This window comes from Nocardia sp. IFM 10818, from assembly GCF_054655275.1.
Genome location: NZ_BAAHJH010000001.1, coordinates 6,600,057 through 6,617,071 on the forward strand (window position 1 = coordinate 6,600,057; position 17,015 = coordinate 6,617,071).

General features: G+C 68.4%; 15 protein-coding genes. 9 read left to right on the plus strand and 6 right to left on the minus strand.

The window, feature by feature from the left end:
- Positions 1 to 62 precede the first annotated feature (62 nt).
- The 4 genes from ACYQ5L_RS30705 to ACYQ5L_RS30720 all read left to right on the plus strand — a co-directional run bounded on the left by ACYQ5L_RS30705 (position 63) and on the right by ACYQ5L_RS30720 (position 2,845).
- Complete coding sequence (locus tag ACYQ5L_RS30705) at positions 63 to 1,025, plus strand: GlxA family transcriptional regulator (RefSeq protein ID WP_459961707.1); 963 nt, start codon at positions 63 to 65, stop codon at positions 1,023 to 1,025.
- 73 nt (positions 1,026 to 1,098) lie between these two features.
- Positions 1,099 to 1,956, plus strand: a complete 858-nt coding sequence (locus tag ACYQ5L_RS30710) for an enoyl-CoA hydratase/isomerase family protein (protein ID WP_459961708.1) — start codon at positions 1,099 to 1,101, stop codon at positions 1,954 to 1,956.
- 62 nt (positions 1,957 to 2,018) lie between these two features.
- Positions 2,019 to 2,258, plus strand: coding sequence for a hypothetical protein (locus tag ACYQ5L_RS30715; RefSeq protein ID WP_459961709.1), 240 nt, complete (start codon positions 2,019 to 2,021; stop codon positions 2,256 to 2,258).
- Complete coding sequence (locus ACYQ5L_RS30720) at positions 2,255 to 2,845, plus strand: TetR/AcrR family transcriptional regulator (protein WP_459961710.1); 591 nt, start codon at positions 2,255 to 2,257, stop codon at positions 2,843 to 2,845. Before ACYQ5L_RS30715 ends, ACYQ5L_RS30720 begins: the two co-directional genes overlap by 4 nt.
- A gap of 233 nt (positions 2,846 to 3,078) precedes the next feature.
- Here the strand turns inward: ACYQ5L_RS30720 and ACYQ5L_RS30725 are convergent, their stop codons facing one another.
- Positions 3,079 to 4,104 carry a TIGR03617 family F420-dependent LLM class oxidoreductase gene (locus ACYQ5L_RS30725; protein WP_459961711.1) on the minus strand — a complete coding sequence of 342 codons (1,026 nt, stop codon included), beginning with the start codon at positions 4,102 to 4,104 and terminating at the stop codon, positions 3,079 to 3,081.
- Positions 4,101 to 5,351 (minus strand): cytochrome P450, encoded by a 1,251-nt coding sequence (locus ACYQ5L_RS30730; RefSeq protein ID WP_459961712.1) that lies wholly within the window; start codon positions 5,349 to 5,351, stop codon positions 4,101 to 4,103. Before ACYQ5L_RS30730 ends, ACYQ5L_RS30725 begins: the two co-directional genes overlap by 4 nt.
- A gap of 227 nt (positions 5,352 to 5,578) precedes the next feature.
- On the opposite strand from ACYQ5L_RS30730, the gene ACYQ5L_RS30735 reads away from it, so the two are divergent.
- Together ACYQ5L_RS30735 and ACYQ5L_RS30740 are read left to right on the plus strand one after the other, a co-directional pair.
- On the plus strand, positions 5,579 to 7,528 hold the full coding sequence (locus tag ACYQ5L_RS30735) for a sensor histidine kinase (RefSeq protein ID WP_459961713.1): 1,950 nt from the start codon (positions 5,579 to 5,581) through the stop codon (positions 7,526 to 7,528).
- Positions 7,525 to 7,896: a DUF742 domain-containing protein gene (locus tag ACYQ5L_RS30740; RefSeq protein WP_459961714.1), complete on the plus strand. Its 372-nt coding sequence runs from the start codon at positions 7,525 to 7,527 to the stop codon at positions 7,894 to 7,896. The genes ACYQ5L_RS30735 and ACYQ5L_RS30740 overlap by 4 nt, the downstream gene beginning before the upstream one ends.
- 7 nt (positions 7,897 to 7,903) lie before the next feature.
- Here the strand turns inward: ACYQ5L_RS30740 and glpK (ACYQ5L_RS30745) are convergent, their stop codons facing one another.
- Positions 7,904 to 9,412 (minus strand): glycerol kinase GlpK, encoded by a 1,509-nt coding sequence (gene glpK, locus ACYQ5L_RS30745; protein ID WP_459961715.1) that lies wholly within the window; start codon positions 9,410 to 9,412, stop codon positions 7,904 to 7,906.
- A 52-nt stretch (positions 9,413 to 9,464) separates the two neighbouring features.
- Positions 9,465 to 10,229 (minus strand): IclR family transcriptional regulator, encoded by a 765-nt coding sequence (locus ACYQ5L_RS30750; RefSeq protein WP_459961716.1) that lies wholly within the window; start codon positions 10,227 to 10,229, stop codon positions 9,465 to 9,467.
- 276 nt (positions 10,230 to 10,505) lie between these two features.
- Between ACYQ5L_RS30750 and ACYQ5L_RS30755 the strand changes: the two genes are divergently transcribed.
- The 3 genes from ACYQ5L_RS30755 to ACYQ5L_RS30765 are packed head-to-tail and all read left to right on the plus strand — an operon-like array spanning position 10,506 to position 14,602.
- A complete protein-coding gene (locus ACYQ5L_RS30755; protein WP_459961717.1) occupies positions 10,506 to 11,306 on the plus strand; it encodes an MIP/aquaporin family protein in 801 nt (266 codons plus the stop codon).
- A gap of 47 nt (positions 11,307 to 11,353) precedes the next feature.
- Complete coding sequence (gene glpK, locus ACYQ5L_RS30760) at positions 11,354 to 12,868, plus strand: glycerol kinase GlpK (RefSeq protein WP_459961718.1); 1,515 nt, start codon at positions 11,354 to 11,356, stop codon at positions 12,866 to 12,868.
- Between the two features lie 39 nt (positions 12,869 to 12,907).
- Positions 12,908 to 14,602: a glycerol-3-phosphate dehydrogenase/oxidase gene (locus ACYQ5L_RS30765; protein ID WP_459961719.1), complete on the plus strand. Its 1,695-nt coding sequence runs from the start codon at positions 12,908 to 12,910 to the stop codon at positions 14,600 to 14,602.
- A 303-nt stretch (positions 14,603 to 14,905) separates the two neighbouring features.
- Here ACYQ5L_RS30765 and ACYQ5L_RS30770 read toward each other — a convergent pair whose 3' ends face one another.
- Both ACYQ5L_RS30770 and ACYQ5L_RS30775 read right to left on the minus strand, forming a co-directional pair.
- A complete protein-coding gene (locus tag ACYQ5L_RS30770) occupies positions 14,906 to 15,172 on the minus strand; it encodes a hypothetical protein (protein WP_459961720.1) in 267 nt (88 codons plus the stop codon).
- On the minus strand, positions 15,172 to 17,013 hold the full coding sequence (locus ACYQ5L_RS30775; protein WP_459961721.1) for an acyl-CoA dehydrogenase: 1,842 nt from the start codon (positions 17,011 to 17,013) through the stop codon (positions 15,172 to 15,174). Before ACYQ5L_RS30775 ends, ACYQ5L_RS30770 begins: the two co-directional genes overlap by 1 nt.
- Between the last annotated feature and the right edge of the window lie 2 nt (positions 17,014 to 17,015).

Consider the following 17,015-nt stretch of genomic DNA (forward strand, 5'->3'; position numbering starts at 1 on the left):
TTTCCGCATCCGCGCTCCGCGGGCGAGTGGCAAGGATGCCAATATCTGGAAGGATCTTGCCAATGCACCACGTCGTCGTCCTGGCCCTGGACGGGGTCTACCCGTTCGAGCTGAGCATCCCTGTCCGCATCTTCGGTACCGCCGCGGCCGCCGACGACAGCCCGCTCTACCGGGTCAGCACCTGCACCCTCGACGGCGAACCGGTGCGCACCAGCGCCGATTTCACCGTCGCGGTCGCCCACGACGCCGAAATCCTCACCACCGCCGATACCTTGGTGATCCCGCCCTTCACCTGCGGCGACAGTCAGCAACGCAACTGGCTGCCAACCGAATTGGCCGCGGCGCTGCGCCTGCTGCGCCCCGAGGCCCGCATCGTCTCCATCTGCACCGCCTCCTACGTGCTCGCCGCCGCCGGCCTGCTCGACAATCGTCCCGCCACCACCCATTGGAACGAGGCGGCCCACTTCCAGCGGGCCTTCCCGCAGGTGCGGGTGGACCCCGACGTCCTGTTCATCGATGACGGCCGCGTCCTCACCGCGGCGGGCGTGGCCGCCGGCGTCGACCTCTGCCTGCACCTGCTGCGCCGCGATCACGGCAGCGAGGTGGCCAACCGCGTCGCCCGCCTCTGCGTCGTCCCGCCCTGGCGCGCGGGCGGCCAGGCCCAATTCATCGAACGGCCCGTCCCCGAGCCCACCGCGTCCACCACCGCCGCCACCCGCGAATGGGCCCTCCGGCAACTGAGCCGCCCCCTGACCCTCGCCGAACTGGCCGCTCACGCCCGCATGAGCGTCCGCACCTTCTGCCGCCGCTTCCGCGACGAGGTCGGAATGCCACCCGGCCAATGGCTGACCCAGCAACGCCTCGACCACGCCCGCCGCCTCCTGGAAACCACCGACCTCCCCGTCGACCAGGTGGCCGCCGCCGCGGGCTTCGGCACCGGAGCGGCTCTCCGCCAGCATCTCTCGGCAGTCCTGGGCGTCTCCCCCATCGCCTACCGCCGAACCTTCCACCGCGCGTCCCGATAGCGGCGCCGACTCCCATTACATTACAAGGTATTACGTAATAGAGTCAGGCCGTCGCACTGGATGAGGAGGACACATGACCGCGGTACGGCTCGAAATCGACGGCGGAGTCGCGGTTCTCACCCTCGATCGGCCCGAGCGCCGCAATGCGTTCACGCCGGAGATGGGCAGCGCGCTGGGTGAGTACTACCGCGCCTTGGACAGCGACGACGCGGTGCGGGCGATCGTGCTGACCGGTACGCCCCCGGCGTTCTGTGCGGGCGCCGATCTCTCCGATCGGGGCGAAACCTTTCGGGCCGCTCACAGTCCCGGGTTCAGCGCCTCCCCCGTGCACCCGCCGGCCTTCGACCTGCGCAAGCCGGTGATCGCCGCCATCAACGGGCACGCCATCGGGATCGGGCTGACCTTGGCTCTGCAAGCCGACATTCGGATCATGGCGACCGAGTCCGATTACGCCATACGGCAAGTGCGGCTCGGGGTCATCCCCGATGCGATGTCGCATTGGACACTGCCGCGGCTGGCCGGGATGGCGGCCGCCGCCGAAATCATGCTGACCGGGCGTACTTTCAACGCCGAGCGCGCGGTCCAGCTCGGATTGGCGAGTCTCGCACTGCCCGCCGCAGAGGTGCTCCCGGCCGCGCTGGAGATGGCCCGCGATATCGCCACCCATGTCGCCCCGATGTCCGCGGCCCTGTGCAAGCGCGCGCTGTGGGATACCGCGCGCCACAATCTCGGTCCGGATGAGGTCGAGCAGCTCGAGACCGAGCTGCATCGGCGAGTCATGGGCAGTCCGGATGCCACGGAAGGGGTGCGAGCGTTCCTCGAGCGGCGGCCGCCGCACTGGTCGGCACGCCTGAACGCCGAATGGCGAGAGCTCTCGATCCCAGCGGGCGGCGAATCCACAGGCCGCCACCGCGAATACGAGCGGTCATGACGGACGGCACTGGCACGGTCGCACGGCGATGCCCGGCGGCTGGGTCGACGCACGATGCAGCAATGACCGCAGCGCAGCGCGCGCTGTGGGATTCCGCGCGGTACAACCTCGTCCCGGATGCGATGGAGGAACTCGCGACCGAGCTGCATCGGCGGGTGATGCGCAGTCCGGATGCCGCGGAAGGGGTTCGCGACTTTCTCGAGCGACGGCCGCCGCGCAGGTCGGGGCGGGTGCACGAGGAGTCGCGAAAGCCGTCGGGCAGCGGAATCCGGTGGCTCGACCGACGTACGATGCAGCGATGACCGCAGCGCAGCGCCCGCGGCCGGGACGGCCCCGCGACAGCGACAAGGACCTCGCCGTGCTCGTGGCCGCGCGAAAACTGCTGGCCGAGGTCGGGTATCGGCAGGCCACCGTGGTGGCCATCGCGCGGCGGGCCGGGGTCAATACGCCCGCGATCTATCGCCGCTGGCCCACCCGGGAGGCCCTGCTCGAAGAGGCGGTGCACGGCCCGGGCGGGCATGAGCTACCGGAACCGACCGGGGATCTGCGGGCGGACCTGCGCACCTGGGCACAGATCTTCCTCGCGCGGGCGGCCAGCCCGGCCGCCCGCGCCGGAGTGCCGGGACTGCTGGCGGACTCCCAGACCGAGGAAGCCCGTCAGCGCCTGCTCGCCATCGGCACACCGGTCCGCGACGCATTCGCCGCGCTGCTCGGCAATGCGGTCGCCGATGGGCGGATCCCGCCCGGGGCCGATCCGGAGGTGATGTTCGAAATCCTCTCCGGCGCAACAACTTTCCATGCACTGTCACGCGGCGGCGATGTGCGCGACGGCTTCGCCGAGAAACTGGCGGATGCGCTGCACGCCATGGCGACGCACCCCGACGCGTGAGATGCGCTGCGCATTGCCACGCACGCCACGCGCGGGGCCGACGTCGCGGGAGCGAGGCCGCCCGCAGCACGACGCCGCGCAATGCCACACCCTCCAGCCGAGGGGCGACATCGCAGCAGCGAAGCCGCCCGCAGCACGACGCCGCGCAATGCCACGTGCTCCTCACGGGGTGATATCGCGGAGCGAGGTCACCGCTGTAGCTCCGCCGAGCAGTTGCGTCGATTTCAGTGGCGCTACGGCGAAATCGGTTGAGCCGCATGCAGTAATCGAATGAGGTCCGCAATGTGCTCGTCGCGCGCCGTGTATCCCGGGAAGTAGCAGCACACGCGGTCCGCATGCTCGCCGAAGCGCTCGAGAATCGTGGCGGCGCACTGCTCCGGGGTGCCGTATGCCGCCAGCGTTTCCAGCATCTTGTCGTCGATCAACGCCGTCATGTCGGCGTAGGCGCCGCGGCGGGCCAGGGCGGCGAGTTCGGGTTGCAGCTCCGCGCGGCCTTCGACCTCCAGTACCGGCCGGTACGCCGCGGTCGAGCCGTAGAACGCCAGCAGGCCCCGCACCCCGCGGGCGGCGGCCGCCAATTCCTCCGATGTCCGGCCTACGCCGACGATGATCTGCGGGTAGATCCGCAGTTGCGCGCGTTCCCGACCGGCGCGCGCGAGCCCATCGGCGACCGCGGGGAGGGTGCGCTCGCGAAAGTGCCGGGCGCTGTTGAACGGCATCACCAGCAGCCCGTCGGCGACTTCGGCGGCGGTGCGTGTCATGCGCGGACCCAGTGCGCCCAGGCAGATCTCGGGTCGGCCGTAGGGATGCGGGCCCGGGTCGAACATCGGGGGCATCAGCGTGTGCCGGGTGTAGCGGCCCTCGAATCGCAAGGGGGACCGGCCTTCCCACGCGTCGAAGATGGCGTGGACGGCCAGCACGGTCTCCCGCATCCGGCCGACCGGATCGGACCACTCGGCGCCGTAACGTCTTTCGATGTGCGCCTTGACCTGTGACCCCAGCCCCAGCCGGAACCGGCCCTTGCTGAGGGTGTGCAGATCGTAGGCGAGATGCGCCAGGTGCAGCGGGCTGCGCGGCAGCGCGACGGCGATATTGGTCATCAGATCCGCCGTGACCGCCTGGGAAGCCAGTGCCAGCGGCAGGAATACGTCATTGGGGCCTTCGAAGGTGAACAGCCCGTCCGCGCCGAGCGCGATCAGGGCCCGGGCCCGCTCGGCGGAGTCCTCCAGCCGCCCGTCCAGTTGCAGGTCGACCTTCATCGCCCGGTCCGGTAGTCCACCCGAAACTCCTTGATGCCATTGAGCCATCCGGATCGTAACCGCCGCGGATCACCCAGCCGGGCCATATCGGGCAGGTGGTCGGCAATGGCATCGAAGATCAACTCCACCTCCAGCCGCGCCAGGTTCGCGCCGACGCAGTAGTGCGCGCCCGTACCGCCGAAGGACAGATGCGGATTGGGGTCGCGCCGGATGTCGAAGGTGAACGGGTCGGTGAAGACCTCCGCGTCGAAGTTCGCCGACCGATACGCCATGACCACCCGGTCCCCCTTGCGGATTCGCACCCCGCCGAGTTCGGTATCGGCCACGGCGGTCCGCTGGAACGAGCTGACCGGCGTGGCCCAGCGGATGATCTCGTCCGCCGCGGTCCGCGGACGCTCACGCTTGAACAGCTCCCACTGCCCGGGATGATCCAGGAACGCGATCATTCCGTGCGTAATCGCATTGCGCGTAGTCTCATTGCCCGCCACCGCCAGCAGCATGACGAAGAACCCGAACTCCTCCGAAGTCAGTGCCTCCCCGTCGATATCGGCGTTCACCAGCTCGGTCACGATATCCCCCGCCGGGTGCGCCCGCCGCTGCTCGGCCATATTCCACGCGTACCCCAGGATCTCGGTGGCGGCGGCGACCGGATCGATGTGCGCGTACTCCGGATCGTCGTATCCCGTCACCTCGTTCGACCACCGGAACAACCGCTGCCGATCGCCCTGCGGCACCCCGAGCAGTTCCGCAATGGCCTGCAAGGGCAACTCACACGCCACCTGGGTGACGAAGTCCCCCGAGCCGGCCGCCGCCGCGGCCTCGACAATGTCCTTGGCGCGCTCCGACAATCGCTCCCGCAACCCGTTCACCGCCCGCGGGGTGAACCCCTTCGAAATCACCCTCCGCATTCGCGCGTGCTCCGGATCGTCCATATTGATCATCGACAACCGCTGCAGCTCAACCTGTTCGCGCGTCATATCGTCGGCATACCGTGGAATAGCGGTGTTCTCGTAACTGGAGAACAGGTCGTTGCGCCGGGACACCTCCTTCACATCGGCATGCCTGCTGACCACCCAGAACCCCGTATCGGCGAACCCGCCGACCGTCGTCGGCTGCGGGTTCCACCACACCGGCGCGACCGCCCGCAGCTCCCCCAGTTCCCGGTCGGGTATTCGCTGCGCCCACAGCCCCGGATCTGTCACATCGAACCCCTCCGGCAACGGAACCGGAATCTCATGAGCACTCATATAAATTACATAGCACTCTGTAACGTTTCTCGAGTCCGTTTCCGCACATCGGCGCTCCTGGCCGTAATCGGCGAAAGTGTTGCGGGGGTGGCGTTTCAGTGACTAGCTTTGCGAGAACCGCTGGCGGGTAGCCAGACCTGTGAGTAGGCGAGAATTCGGTGATCGGCAGCAGATTCCTCCATAAGATCTCAGCACGGTGGCGGCCGGCTGTCAGCGTCCGGACCAGAGTGCTGGTCATCGTGCTCATTCCGAGTATCGCGCTGCTCGCGATCGGGGTCGGCGGATCCGCCTACCTGGTGCAGAGCGGCCGGGAGGCCAATCGGTTCGCTGAACTGGCGCGCGGCACCTCCGGGCCGTCGATCATGATGATCGAGGCGTTCCAGGAGGAGCGCAGGCTTTCGCTGTTGTTCCTGGCCGGGGACGACTCGGCCGGATTCGCCTTGCCGGCGGCGCGCAAGCAATCCGATGCGGGATACGCGGCGGTGGTGGCCCAGGCCAATGCGCTGTCGGAGCTGCGGCCCGACCTGAAGGACGGGTTCTTCCGGGTCGGCGTCGGCCAGAAGGTGCCGGCCCTGCGGGCCGCCGTCGACGCGCGCACGATTCCGGCCGCGGAGGCGTTCACCGCCTACAGCATGGCGGTCGCCGCCATCATCAACGGCTGGCTTATCTCGGCGGACGTCGCGCCCGAATCCCATATCGCGGTCGAACTGTACAAGTCGGTCCATGCGCTGCGGGCCGCCGAATCCATTTCGCGGACCAGCGGTTTGGGTTCCCTGGTCATGCTCACCGGGCAGCTGTCGCCGGAACTGCTGGTGGAACTGGCCGGATATATCGGCGACGGCCGCGGCGAGGTCGCCTACGTCGGGTCGGTGCTGCAGGGGGCGCACCTCGACCAATGGAAGGCGATCACCGCCAGCACTGAATGGCAGCGGCTACGCGCCCAGGAGGACGCCCTCATCAAGCGCGGCCCGGTCACCGCGCCCAGCGGTGGCCGATCCTCCGGCGAATCCGCCGATCCGCTACCGCTGACGCTGACCGAATGGCAGCAGGTCGCGGGCAAGGTCCGGCGAGACCTGCTGACCTTGTGGGAAAACCAAAGCGTTGACGCGCATTTCGAGGCGACCGCACAGGGCAACCGACTCAACCGGAACTCGCTGTCCGCCGGGGCGGGCGTGCTCTCGCTCGCACTGCTGGCATTCCTCGGCGCGCTGGTGCTGGCCAACAAGTTCATCGCGCGCCTGCGCCGGCTGCGCCGGGACACCCTGGAATTGGCCGATGAACGATTGCCCGACACCATCCGCCGGCTCTCGGCCGGCGAGGAATTCGATCAGGACGCCGACCGCTTGGACTTCGGGTCCGACGAGATCGGCCACGTCGCAGACGCTTTCAACCGCGCGCACCGGGCGGCCGTGGACGCGGCGGTGGCCGAGGCCAAGACCCGGGCGGGCGTGAACGCGGTATTCGTGAAAATCGCCCACCGGTCCCAGGGCGTGGTGCACCGCCAACTGGCCCTGCTCGACAAGGCCGAGCGGGAGGAACCGGAACCGGACCGGCTGAAATTGCTGTTCCAGCTCGACCACCTGGCGACCCGGGCCCGGCGCAACTCCGAGAACCTCATCGTGCTCGGCGGCGAACAGCCGGGACGCAAGTGGCGCAACCCGGTGCCGCTGGTCGACGTGGTCCGCGGCGCGGCCGCGGAATCGCTGGACTACACCAGAATTCACGTCCGGAAGCTGCCGGACACGCAGATCGTCGGACCCGCCGTCACCGATATCATCCACCTCCTGGCAGAACTGGCCGACAATGCCAGCACGTTCTCCCCGCCGGAGTCACCCGTCGAGGTCACCGGCGGTCTGGTCGGCAAGGGCATCGCCATCGAGATCTCCGATCAGGGCCTCGGCATGACCGAGGAGGACCGGGCCGCCCGCAATGCGCTGCTGGCGCAGCCACCGGATTTCAGCGTCGCGACCCTGGCCGGAGATATCCGGCTCGGGTTGTTCGTGGTCGCGAAACTGGCGGCGCGCCACGGTATTACGGTGCGGCTCGCGGAATCCGACTACGGCGGCGTGAAAGCCGTCGTGCTGATCCCGCGCGCGCTCACCACCGCCGCCCTGGATATGGGTACGGCCGATCCCGTACGGCAGCAACGAATTCCGGCACAGCCCGAGTACACATGAACGATTCACAGGATTCGTGGTACGACGAGGACGCCGGGCCGGTGGTCCGGCTCTACGCGGTGACCCGGGGCCGCTCCGGGACCCGACGCACCGATGTGGACATGGTCACCCGGGTGGTGGCTTCGAGCCTGGGCAGGCTGCGCCGCCACGAACCCGAATACGCGGCCATTGTGGAGCTGACTCGCTCGCCGCTCTCGGTGGCCGAGATCGCCGCCCGGCTGCGGCTGCCGATCACCGCGACCAAGATCCTGGTCGGGGATCTCATCGGCGACGGCGTCCTCGACTTCCGCGCTCCCGCCGCCGGCCCGGACGCCGCCGACGATCTCGCCGTGCTCCGCGCGGTCCTGAAAGGGATTCAGGCACTGTAGGACATCCCTAATTCGGCGGCTGGGACCACCCGAAGGTGAGTTCGACGGCGCGCTTCCAGTTGCCGTACTCGGCCTTCACGTGTTCGGCATCCGCCTGCGGCTGCCATTCGGCCGCGCGGTGCCAGTTGCGGCGCAGCACCTCGAGGTCGGCCCAGTAGCCCACGGCCAGCCCGGCCGCGTAGGCCGCGCCCAGGGAGACGGTCTCGATGACCATGGGCCGCTTGACCGGAACGTCGAGCACATCGGCGACGAACTGCATGAGCAGGTGATCGGTGGTCATGCCGCCGTCCACCTTGAGCGCGGTCGCCTGCAGCCCGGAGTCGGCGTTCATGGCGTCGACGACCTCACGGGTTTGCCACGCGGTGGCCTCGAGCACGGCCCGGGCCAGGTGCCCCTTGGTGACATAGGAGGTGAGCCCGACGATGATGCCGCGGGCCTCGCTGCGCCAGTGCGGCGCGAACAGTCCGGAGAAGGCGGGCACGATATAGCAGCCGCCATTGTCGTCGACGGTGCGGGCGAGTGTCTCGATTTCCGGTGCGCTGGAAATCAATCCGAGCCCGTCGCGGAACCACTGCACCAGCGAGCCGGTGACGGCGATGGATCCCTCCAGCGCGTACATGGCCGGTGCGTCGCCGATGCGGTAGCCGACGGTGGTGAGTAGTCCATGGGTCGACCGGACCGGCGACCGGCCGGTATTCATGAGCAGGAAACCGCCTGTGCCATAGGTGCATTTGGTGTCCCCGCGGGAGAAACAGGTCTGCCCGAACAGCGCCGCCTGCTGATCGCCGAGCGCGGCGGCGATGGTGATGCCCGGCACCACGCGGCGCGTGACGCCGTAGACCTCGCTGGAGGAGCGGATCTCCGGCAGCATGGCTCGGGGAATATCGAAGAAGGACAACAACTCCCGATCCCATTCGAGGGTCTCGAGGTTCATCAGCAGGGTCCGGCTGGCATTGGTGACATCGGTGAGGTGGATGCCGCCGTCGACGCCGCCGGTCAGATTCCAGATCAGCCAGGTCTCCATGGTGCCGAACAGAACATCGCCGCGTTCGGCGCGGGCACGCAGTCCGGGGACCGAGTCGAGCAGCCAGCGCAGCTTGGGCGCGGAGAAGTAGGTGCCCAGGGGCAGTCCGCTCAGCTCGGGCACACGGTGCGCATCGGGCCGATCGCTCAGCGACCGCACCAGATCCGCGGTGCGGACGTCCTGCCACACAATGGCCTTGCCCACCGGATGTCCGGTGTGGCGGTCCCAGACGACGCTGGTCTCGCGCTGATTGGTGATGCCGAGCGCGACGATCTGATCGCGGGCGACACCCGCGTCGCGCAGCGCGCGGGGAATGATGCGATCGACATTGCGCCAGATCTCCATCGCATCCTGTTCGGCCCAGCCGGGTTTGGGAAAGTAGTGCTGGTGCTCGCGCTGTGCCACCGAGACCAGCCGACCGGCGGAGTCGAACACTATGCAGCGGGTCGAGGTCGTCCCCTGGTCGATGGCCATCACATAGCGCTGCGTCATTGGGCGCGCCTTTCTGCGGGTAGAGCGAACCGGGGCCCTCGCGCCCCGGGATTTACTTGTTCTCGACCAGATCCCGCGACACCGCGCGGGCGGCGTCGCGCACGTACCCGAGCAGCGCCGGGTCCGGACCTCGGCCGGTCGGGAAGATCCGTTCGGCGGCGCCGGAGATGCCGATCGCGCCGACCACCAGGCCGCCGTGCGAGCGGATCGAGGCGGCGATGCTCGCCTCGCCGGGCTCCAGCTCGCCGTATTCACCGGCCCACGCGTTGTCCCTGACCTCCGCCAGCGATTTGGCGAGCAGCGCCGGTTGGATCACGGTCCGGCGGGTGAGCGATTCGAGCCTCCCCGCCCGGATCCGGGTCGCGAGATCGCTGTCGTAGGCGAGCAGGATCTTGCCGAGCGCGGTGGCGTGCAGCGGCAGCAGCGCGCCCACATCGAGGGTCTGCGGGGTGTCGTCCGGCCGGAATACGTGGTGCACCACGAGCACACGGTCCTGCGACGCCACACCGATCCGGACGGCCTCACCGCTGCGCGCGGCGAGGGCGTCGGCCCAGTTGATCGCCCGGGAACGCAGTTCATTGGCATCCAGGTGACCGGCGCCCAGGCGCCGCAGCGCCGTACCGAGCCGGTATTTCCCGCCGCCGCGGTCCTGTTCGACGAAGCCGATGGCCTGCAGGGTCCGCAGGATTCCGTGCGCGGTGCCCTTGGCGAGTTCGAGCGAGCTGGCGATATCGCCGACACCGAGACCGCTCGAACTGCGGGCGAGCAATTGCAGCATCGCGCCCGCACGCTCGATCGATTGCACCGGGCCCGGCATAGCGGACAACGTATTCCACCGAGCGGGTCCGACAATGTCGAACGCCGAACCGACGGGGGCCCGCGGCCGCCGCCCCCATTGTGACCTGCACCTTCGCCAATGTGATCTAGGTCATAGTGCCTTTCGGCAGCGTAGCGCGCAGATCCGGTCGAATCGGGCGTTCGGCATTGTCGAACCGACCGGATTGAGTGTGTGCCACATCACCGTAGAGTTCTGCGCACTTTCAGGGTCCGGGCAACGTGGCCCGGGACCGCCCCACGGAAGATTGGAGAAATCGTGGGTCTCGCAGAGGTTTTCGTCAGCGAGGTGTTCGGCACGGGAGTGCTGATACTGCTCGGCGGCGGAGTCGTGGCCAATGTCTTGCTGGCGAAGTCCAAGGGCGCCGACGGCGGCTGGCTGCTGATCAATTTCGGGTGGGGCTTCGCCGTCATGGCGGGCGTCTACGTCGCCTTCAAGTCCGGCGCGCACCTCAATCCCGCGGTGACGCTGGGGATTCTGAGCAGCGGAGCCGAGGAGTACGCCCCGGGCGTCGCCATCTCGTTCGGATCGACCGTGGTCTACGTGGCCGGCCAGCTACTCGGCGCGTTCCTCGGCGCCTGCCTGGTATTCGTGGCCTACAAGCAGCATTTCGACGCCGAGACCGACGAGGGCAAGAAGCTGGCCGTCTTCTCGACCGGCCCGGCCATCCGCAACTACGGCTGGAATCTCGCCACCGAGGCGATCGGCACCTTCATCCTGGTCCTGGTGGTGCTCTCGTTCGGGAAGACGCCCTCCGGCCTCGGCCCGCTCGCGGTCGCGCTGCTGGTGGTCGGCCTCGGCGCCTCGCTCGGCGGCCCGACGGGCTACGCCATCAACCCGGCCCGCGACCTCGGCCCGCGCATCGCGCACGCGGTGCTGCCGCTGCGGCGCACCGCCCCGGAGCCGGTCCACGCGCACTCCGCGAGCCTGGGCGCGGCCGCCGAACCGGCGCCCGAACCCGCGGCCGGATCCAGTGACTGGGCCTACTCCTGGGTCCCGGTCGTCGGCCCGGTGATCGGCGGCGTGCTGGCCGGACTCGTCTCGCAGCTCATCTTCTGATCGAATCACGCGCAGCACCAAACAGTTTCGCCGAAGGAGAAAACCCCATGTCACGATACGTCGCAGCGATCGACCAGGGCACCACCTCGACCCGCGCCATGATCTTCGACCACGCGGGCACGGTCATCGCCGTCGACCAGCGCGAGCACAGCCAGATCTTCCCGCGCGCGGGCTGGGTGGAACACGATCCGGCCGAGATCTGGGAGAACACCCGCGCGGTGGTCGCCGGCGCACTGGCCAAGGGTGATCTCACCGCGGCCGACATCGCCGCGGTCGGCATCACCAATCAGCGCGAGACCACCGTGGTCTGGGATCGCGCCACCGGGGAGCCGGTCTACAACGCGATCGTGTGGCAGGACACCCGCACCGACCGCATCGCCGAGGAGCTGGGCCAGCTCGGCGGCGGGCAGGAACGGTACCGGGAGAAGACCGGATTGCCGCTGGCGACGTACTTCTCCGGACCGAAGATCAAATGGATTCTGGACAATGTCGAAGGCGCCCGGGAGCGCGCGGAGGCGGGCGAACTGGCCTTCGGCAATATGGACACCTGGATCCTGTGGAATATGACCGGCGGCACGGACGGCGGCGTGCACGCCACCGATCCGACCAATGCCTCGCGCACGCTGCTGATGGATCTGGAGACGCTGCAATGGGATTCGGAGATCGCGGCGGAGATGGGCGTGCCGCTGTCGCTGCTCCCCGAAATCCGTTCGTCCTCCGAGGTCTACGGCACGGTGCGCGCCCGCGGCGCACTGGCCGGCGTGCCCATCGCGGGCATTCTCGGCGACCAGCAGGCCGCCACCTTCGGCCAGGCCTGCCTGTCCCCCGGTGAAGCCAAGAACACCTACGGCACCGGCAATTTCGTGCTGCTCAATACCGGAACCGACAAGGTGCTCTCGAATAATGGCCTGCTGACCACGGTCTGCTACAAGCTCGGCGACGCCAAGCCGGTGTACGCGCTGGAGGGCGCCATCGCGGTGACCGGTTCGCTGGTGCAGTGGCTGCGCGACAACCTCGGCATGATCGGTTCGGCGGCCGAGATCGAGGAGCACGCCCGGACCGTCGAGGACAATGGCGGCGCGTACTTCGTGCCCGCCTTCTCGGGTCTGTTCGCGCCCTACTGGCGCTCCGACGCCCGCGGCGCGATCGTCGGGCTGACGCGCTTCGTCAACAAGGGCCATCTCGCACGGGCCGTCCTGGAGGCCACCGCCTTCCAGACCCGCGAGGTCATCGACGCCATGAACGCCGACTCCGGCGTCGCGCTCACCTCGCTCAAGGTGGACGGCGGGATGGTCGTCAACGAACTGCTCATGCAGTTCCAGGCCGACATCCTCGGGGTCGAGGTCATTCGCCCGGTCGTCGCGGAGACCACCGCGCTCGGCGCCGCCTACGCCGCCGGTCTCGCCGTCGGATTCTGGGAGAGCGAGGACGCCATCCGGACGAACTGGGCCGAGGACAAGCGGTGGCAGCCGGCCCTGGACGAGACCCGCCGGGAAGCCGAGTACCGCAACTGGAAGAAGGCCGTCACCAAGACCTTCGACTGGGTCGAGGACGAGGCCTGACAGTCCGGCGAATCCGCCCCGCTACCAAGGAGAAAAGGAATGCCCGCCCCACGTCTCGGCCCCGACTATCGCGCGACCGCGTTGCGCAAGCTGGCCACCGATGAGTTCGACGTGCTGGTCATCGGCGGCGGCGTGGTCGGGGCGGGCGCCGCACTCGATGCCGCGTCGCGCGGATTCTCGGTCGCTCTGGTGGAGGCGCGGGATTGGGGAGCGGGCACGTCCAGCAGGTCCAGCAAATTGATCCACGGTGGCCTGCGGTATCTGGAGCAGCTCGACTTCAAGCTGGTCTTCGAGGCCCTCAAGGAGCGAAGGCTGCTGTTGAACAAGCTCGCTCCGCACCTGGTGCGCCCGGTGCCGCTGCTCTTCCCGCTGCGACACCGGGTCTGGGAACGCGGCTACGCGGGGGCGGGGGTGCTGCTCTACGACCTGATCGGCCGGACCCGGCAATTGCCCCCGCATCGGCATCTGTCCCGCGCCGGCGTGCTGCGCGCGGCGCGCGGACTGGACCCGCGGGCCATGGTCGGCGGTATCCAGTTCCACGAGGCGCAGGTCGACGACGCGCGCCACACCATGACACTGGCCCGCACCGCCGCCCAGTACGGCGCGACGGTGCTCACCGGGGCGCGGGTGACCGAGCTGGTCCGGGCCGGGGAGCGGGTCACCGGGGCGGTGGTGCGCGATGCGGAGTCCGGCGCCGAGATCACCGTGGCGGCCCGGCGGGTGATCGGCGCGACCGGGGTGTGGACCGATGAGACGCACCACATCGCCGGTGTGCCCGCGCCGTTCACCGTCCGCATGTCCAAGGGCGTCCATCTGCTCGTCCCGCGCGACCGGCTCGACCTCGGCAGCGGGCTGATCATGCGCACCGAGAAGAGCGTCCTGTTCGTCATTCCCTGGGATCGGCACTGGATCATCGGCACCACCGATACCGACTGGGACCTCGACCGCGCCCACCCGGCGGTGAGCCGGGCCGACGTCGACTATCTGCTCACGCGCGTCAACGCCATGCTCGCCGAGCCGCTGACCGTGGCCGATATCGTGGGCGTCTACGCGGGCCTGCGTCCCCTGCTGGCCGGAGAATCCGCCGAAACCGCCCAGCTGTCCAGGGAACACGCGGTCGCCGAGCCCGCGCCCGGCCTGTTCGTCGTCGCGGGCGGCAAGTACACCACCTACCGGGTGATGGCCGCCGACGTGGTCGACGCCGCGGTCCGCGGCTTCGGGCGCGCCGCGCCGAAATCGCTGACCGAGCACATCCCGCTCCTGGGTGCGCTGGGATACGACGAAATGTGGCGCGAGCGCGGCGATCTCGCGAACCGTACCGGACTGGCCCCGGCCGCCGTCGAACACCTGCTGCGCCGCTACGGCGCTCTGGCCGGTGAACTGTTCGACCTCGTCGCCGAGCGCCCGGACCTGGCCGAACCGCTCTCCGGTGCACCCGACTACCTGCGGGCCGAGGTGGTCTACGCGGTCACCCACGAGGGGGCGCTGCGACTGGTGGACATCCTGACCCGGCGCACCAGGATCTCCATCGATCAGCCCGACCGCGGACTCGCGGCGGCGGCGGAAGCCGCGCGGCTGGCGGCGCCGCACCTGGGCTGGGACGCCGAGCGCGAACAGGCGGAGATCCTGCACTACGCCCAGCGGGTCGAAGCCGAGCGCGCGGCCCAGCAGGCCGCCGACGACCAAGCGGCCAATGCCGCGCGGCTGGCCGCCGGGGAACCGTCACCGGCCTGAACAGCGGCGGGGCCGCCATCAGCGCCGACTGTCGGATGACCACCGAGAAATCGCGGATTGCCGCGCCGCCGGGTGTCGTCGAGCGCGACTCCATCTGCGCATCACGGGCAGTTCTATCCCTCGGTAGAGCAGCCAGGCGGCGCCTCCGGTAGTAGCAGAGAGCATTTCCGAACCCTTCGGCATGGACATACCCGTTGGGCATCAATCGCAGCATGACATGGGTGAACACGACCATCGCCGCCGCGATGAACCGCATTCCGGTCAGCGAGGGAAGCGGCGGCCGCGCGGTGGTTATCGGTGCGCTCACGAGTAGTGCCATCGAACTCGGCGATCGCGACCGTCCACCTCACGCGTGGCGTAGGTGGCGGCTGTCACCGCCGCTCGGGCAATCCCCATCATCTCCACGGCCGAACCGGTATTCGGCTCCTCGAGGATGGCGACCGCCTCGATGGCGCATTCGACAAGCCGCGCGGCCGCCGAGGACAACGGTTCGTCACCGGGGTTGGCGTTCAGCTTTTCGTGGGCGGCGCGAAGCAGCTGCGCTACTTCGGTGTGCAAGGTGTCTGTCATCAGAATGTCGCTTCGTCGAGCTCCATGATGTCGTTGTCGAGATTCGACAGCACGGCACGCATCGCGGTCAGTTCGGGCAGGACGTTGCGCGCGAAGAACTGCGCCACAGCGACTTTGCCGAGGTAGAACGGCTCGTCCGCACCGGTCGCACCGCTGTCGAGAGCTAGGCTGGCGATCTCGGCCTGGTGCAACAGTTGCCAGCCGATGAGCAGATCACCGACCGCGAGCAGATAGCGGACCGACCCCAGCCCGACCTTGTACAGCTCCGTCGGCCGCTCCTGTGCACCCATCAGGTGACCGGTCAGGGTGGCGGTCATGGATCGCACGTCCTCGAGCGCGGTGGCGAGTAGTGCGCGCTCCTCCTTGAGGCGCTCGTTGGCCGATTCGGAGTGCAGGAAGTCATCGATCCGAGCTACCACATGGGCGAGGGCGACACCGCCGTCCCGCGCAATCTTGCGGAAGAAGAAATCCTGCGCCTGAATGGCGGTCGTGCCCTCGTACAGTGTGTCGATCTTCGCGTCACGGATGTACTGCTCGATCGGATAGTCCTGCAGATAGCCCGAGCCACCGAGGGTTTGCAGCGACTCCGCCAGATATTGGTAAGCCCGCTCCGAACCGACGCCTTTGACGAGCGGGAGCAGCAGATCGTTGACCCTGGCGGCCAGCTCGGCATCCGCGCCCGACACCCGTTCGGCCAGCGCGACATCCTGATGGGCCGCGGTGTAGAAGTACAGGGCGCGCAAACCCTCGGCGTAGGCCTTCTGCATGGCCAGGCTCCGGCGGACATCAGGATGCCGAATGATCGGAATCTGTTGTCGCGCGGCATGACCCCGGCGCACGGCGATATCGTGGCCCTGGACTCGGGATTTCGCGTACGCGAGCGCGTTCAGATACCCGGTCGACAGGGTGGCGGCCGCTTTGACGCCCACCATCATCCGAGCCTGCTCGATCACCTGGAACATCTGGGCGATGCCGTCGTGCACCTCACCGACCAGCCAGCCCTTCGCCGGAATACCGTTGCCGCCGAAGGTGAGTTCACAGGTGGCGGAGACCTTCAGACCCATCTTGTGCTCGACACCGGTCACGAACACACCGTTGCGTTCGCCGAGCGCTCCGGTGCCGGGATCGAAGTGGAACTTCGGCACGAAGAACAGTGACAACCCGCGCGTACCCGGCGCCGCGCCCTCCGGCCGTGCCAAGACCAGATGCATGATGTTCGGGAAGAGATCGTCGGAATCGGCGGACGTGATGAACCGCTTGACGCCCTCCAGATGCCATGACCCGTCCTCTTGCCGGATGGCCCTGGTGGAACCGGCGCCGACATTCGAGCCGGCCTCGGGCTCGGTGAGCACCATTGTTGCGCCCCAGCCCTGTTCGGCGGCGATTCGCGCCCACCCCTTCTGTTCCTCGGTGGCGTTCGCATGAAAGATATTGGCGAACGCGGCACCGGCGATCTCGTAGAAGAAGGCGGCCGGTTGCGCCCCGAGGATCAGCTCGCCGACCGCCCACATCACCACTCGGGGAACCTTGACGCCCCCGAGTTCCTCGTCGAGGAACAGTCTTTCCCAGCCGCCGGCTCGGAGCGTCCGGCAGCTCTTCTTGAACGCCTCGGGTAGCCGGACCCGGTGCGCGACCGGATCGAAGACCGGTGGATTCCGGTCGGCCGCGGCGAATCCCGCTCCCAGGGAGCCCGCGGCGAGCTGATCGACCTCCGCGATCATCGCCGCGACCGTGCCGGTATCCAGATCGTCGAAGGCTCCGGATTCGAAGACCGAAGCCAAGCCCAAGACCTCGAACAGGTTGAACTCGAGGTCGCGAACATTGCTCTTGTAGTGCCCCATCG

Excerpts from the sequence above, each read along its gene's own strand:
- ACYQ5L_RS30705 (WP_459961707.1), top strand. The coding sequence starts at position 63 with ATGCACCACGTCGTCGTCCTGGCCCTGGACGGGGTCTACCCGTTCGAG.
- ACYQ5L_RS30710 (WP_459961708.1), top strand. The coding sequence starts at position 1,099 with ATGACCGCGGTACGGCTCGAAATCGACGGCGGAGTCGCGGTTCTCACC.
- ACYQ5L_RS30715 (WP_459961709.1), top strand. The coding sequence starts at position 2,019 with ATGACCGCAGCGCAGCGCGCGCTGTGGGATTCCGCGCGGTACAACCTC.
- ACYQ5L_RS30720 (WP_459961710.1), top strand. The coding sequence starts at position 2,255 with ATGACCGCAGCGCAGCGCCCGCGGCCGGGACGGCCCCGCGACAGCGAC.
- ACYQ5L_RS30725 (WP_459961711.1), bottom strand. The coding sequence starts at position 4,104 with ATGAAGGTCGACCTGCAACTGGACGGGCGGCTGGAGGACTCCGCCGAG.
- ACYQ5L_RS30730 (WP_459961712.1), bottom strand. The coding sequence starts at position 5,351 with ATGAGTGCTCATGAGATTCCGGTTCCGTTGCCGGAGGGGTTCGATGTG.
- ACYQ5L_RS30740 (WP_459961714.1), top strand. The coding sequence starts at position 7,525 with ATGAACGATTCACAGGATTCGTGGTACGACGAGGACGCCGGGCCGGTG.
- glpK (WP_459961715.1), bottom strand. The coding sequence starts at position 9,412 with ATGACGCAGCGCTATGTGATGGCCATCGACCAGGGGACGACCTCGACC.
- ACYQ5L_RS30750 (WP_459961716.1), bottom strand. The coding sequence starts at position 10,229 with ATGCCGGGCCCGGTGCAATCGATCGAGCGTGCGGGCGCGATGCTGCAA.
- glpK (WP_459961718.1), top strand. The coding sequence starts at position 11,354 with ATGTCACGATACGTCGCAGCGATCGACCAGGGCACCACCTCGACCCGC.
- ACYQ5L_RS30765 (WP_459961719.1), top strand. The coding sequence starts at position 12,908 with ATGCCCGCCCCACGTCTCGGCCCCGACTATCGCGCGACCGCGTTGCGC.
- ACYQ5L_RS30770 (WP_459961720.1), bottom strand. The coding sequence starts at position 15,172 with ATGACAGACACCTTGCACACCGAAGTAGCGCAGCTGCTTCGCGCCGCC.
- ACYQ5L_RS30775 (WP_459961721.1), bottom strand. The coding sequence starts at position 17,013 with ATGGGGCACTACAAGAGCAATGTTCGCGACCTCGAGTTCAACCTGTTC.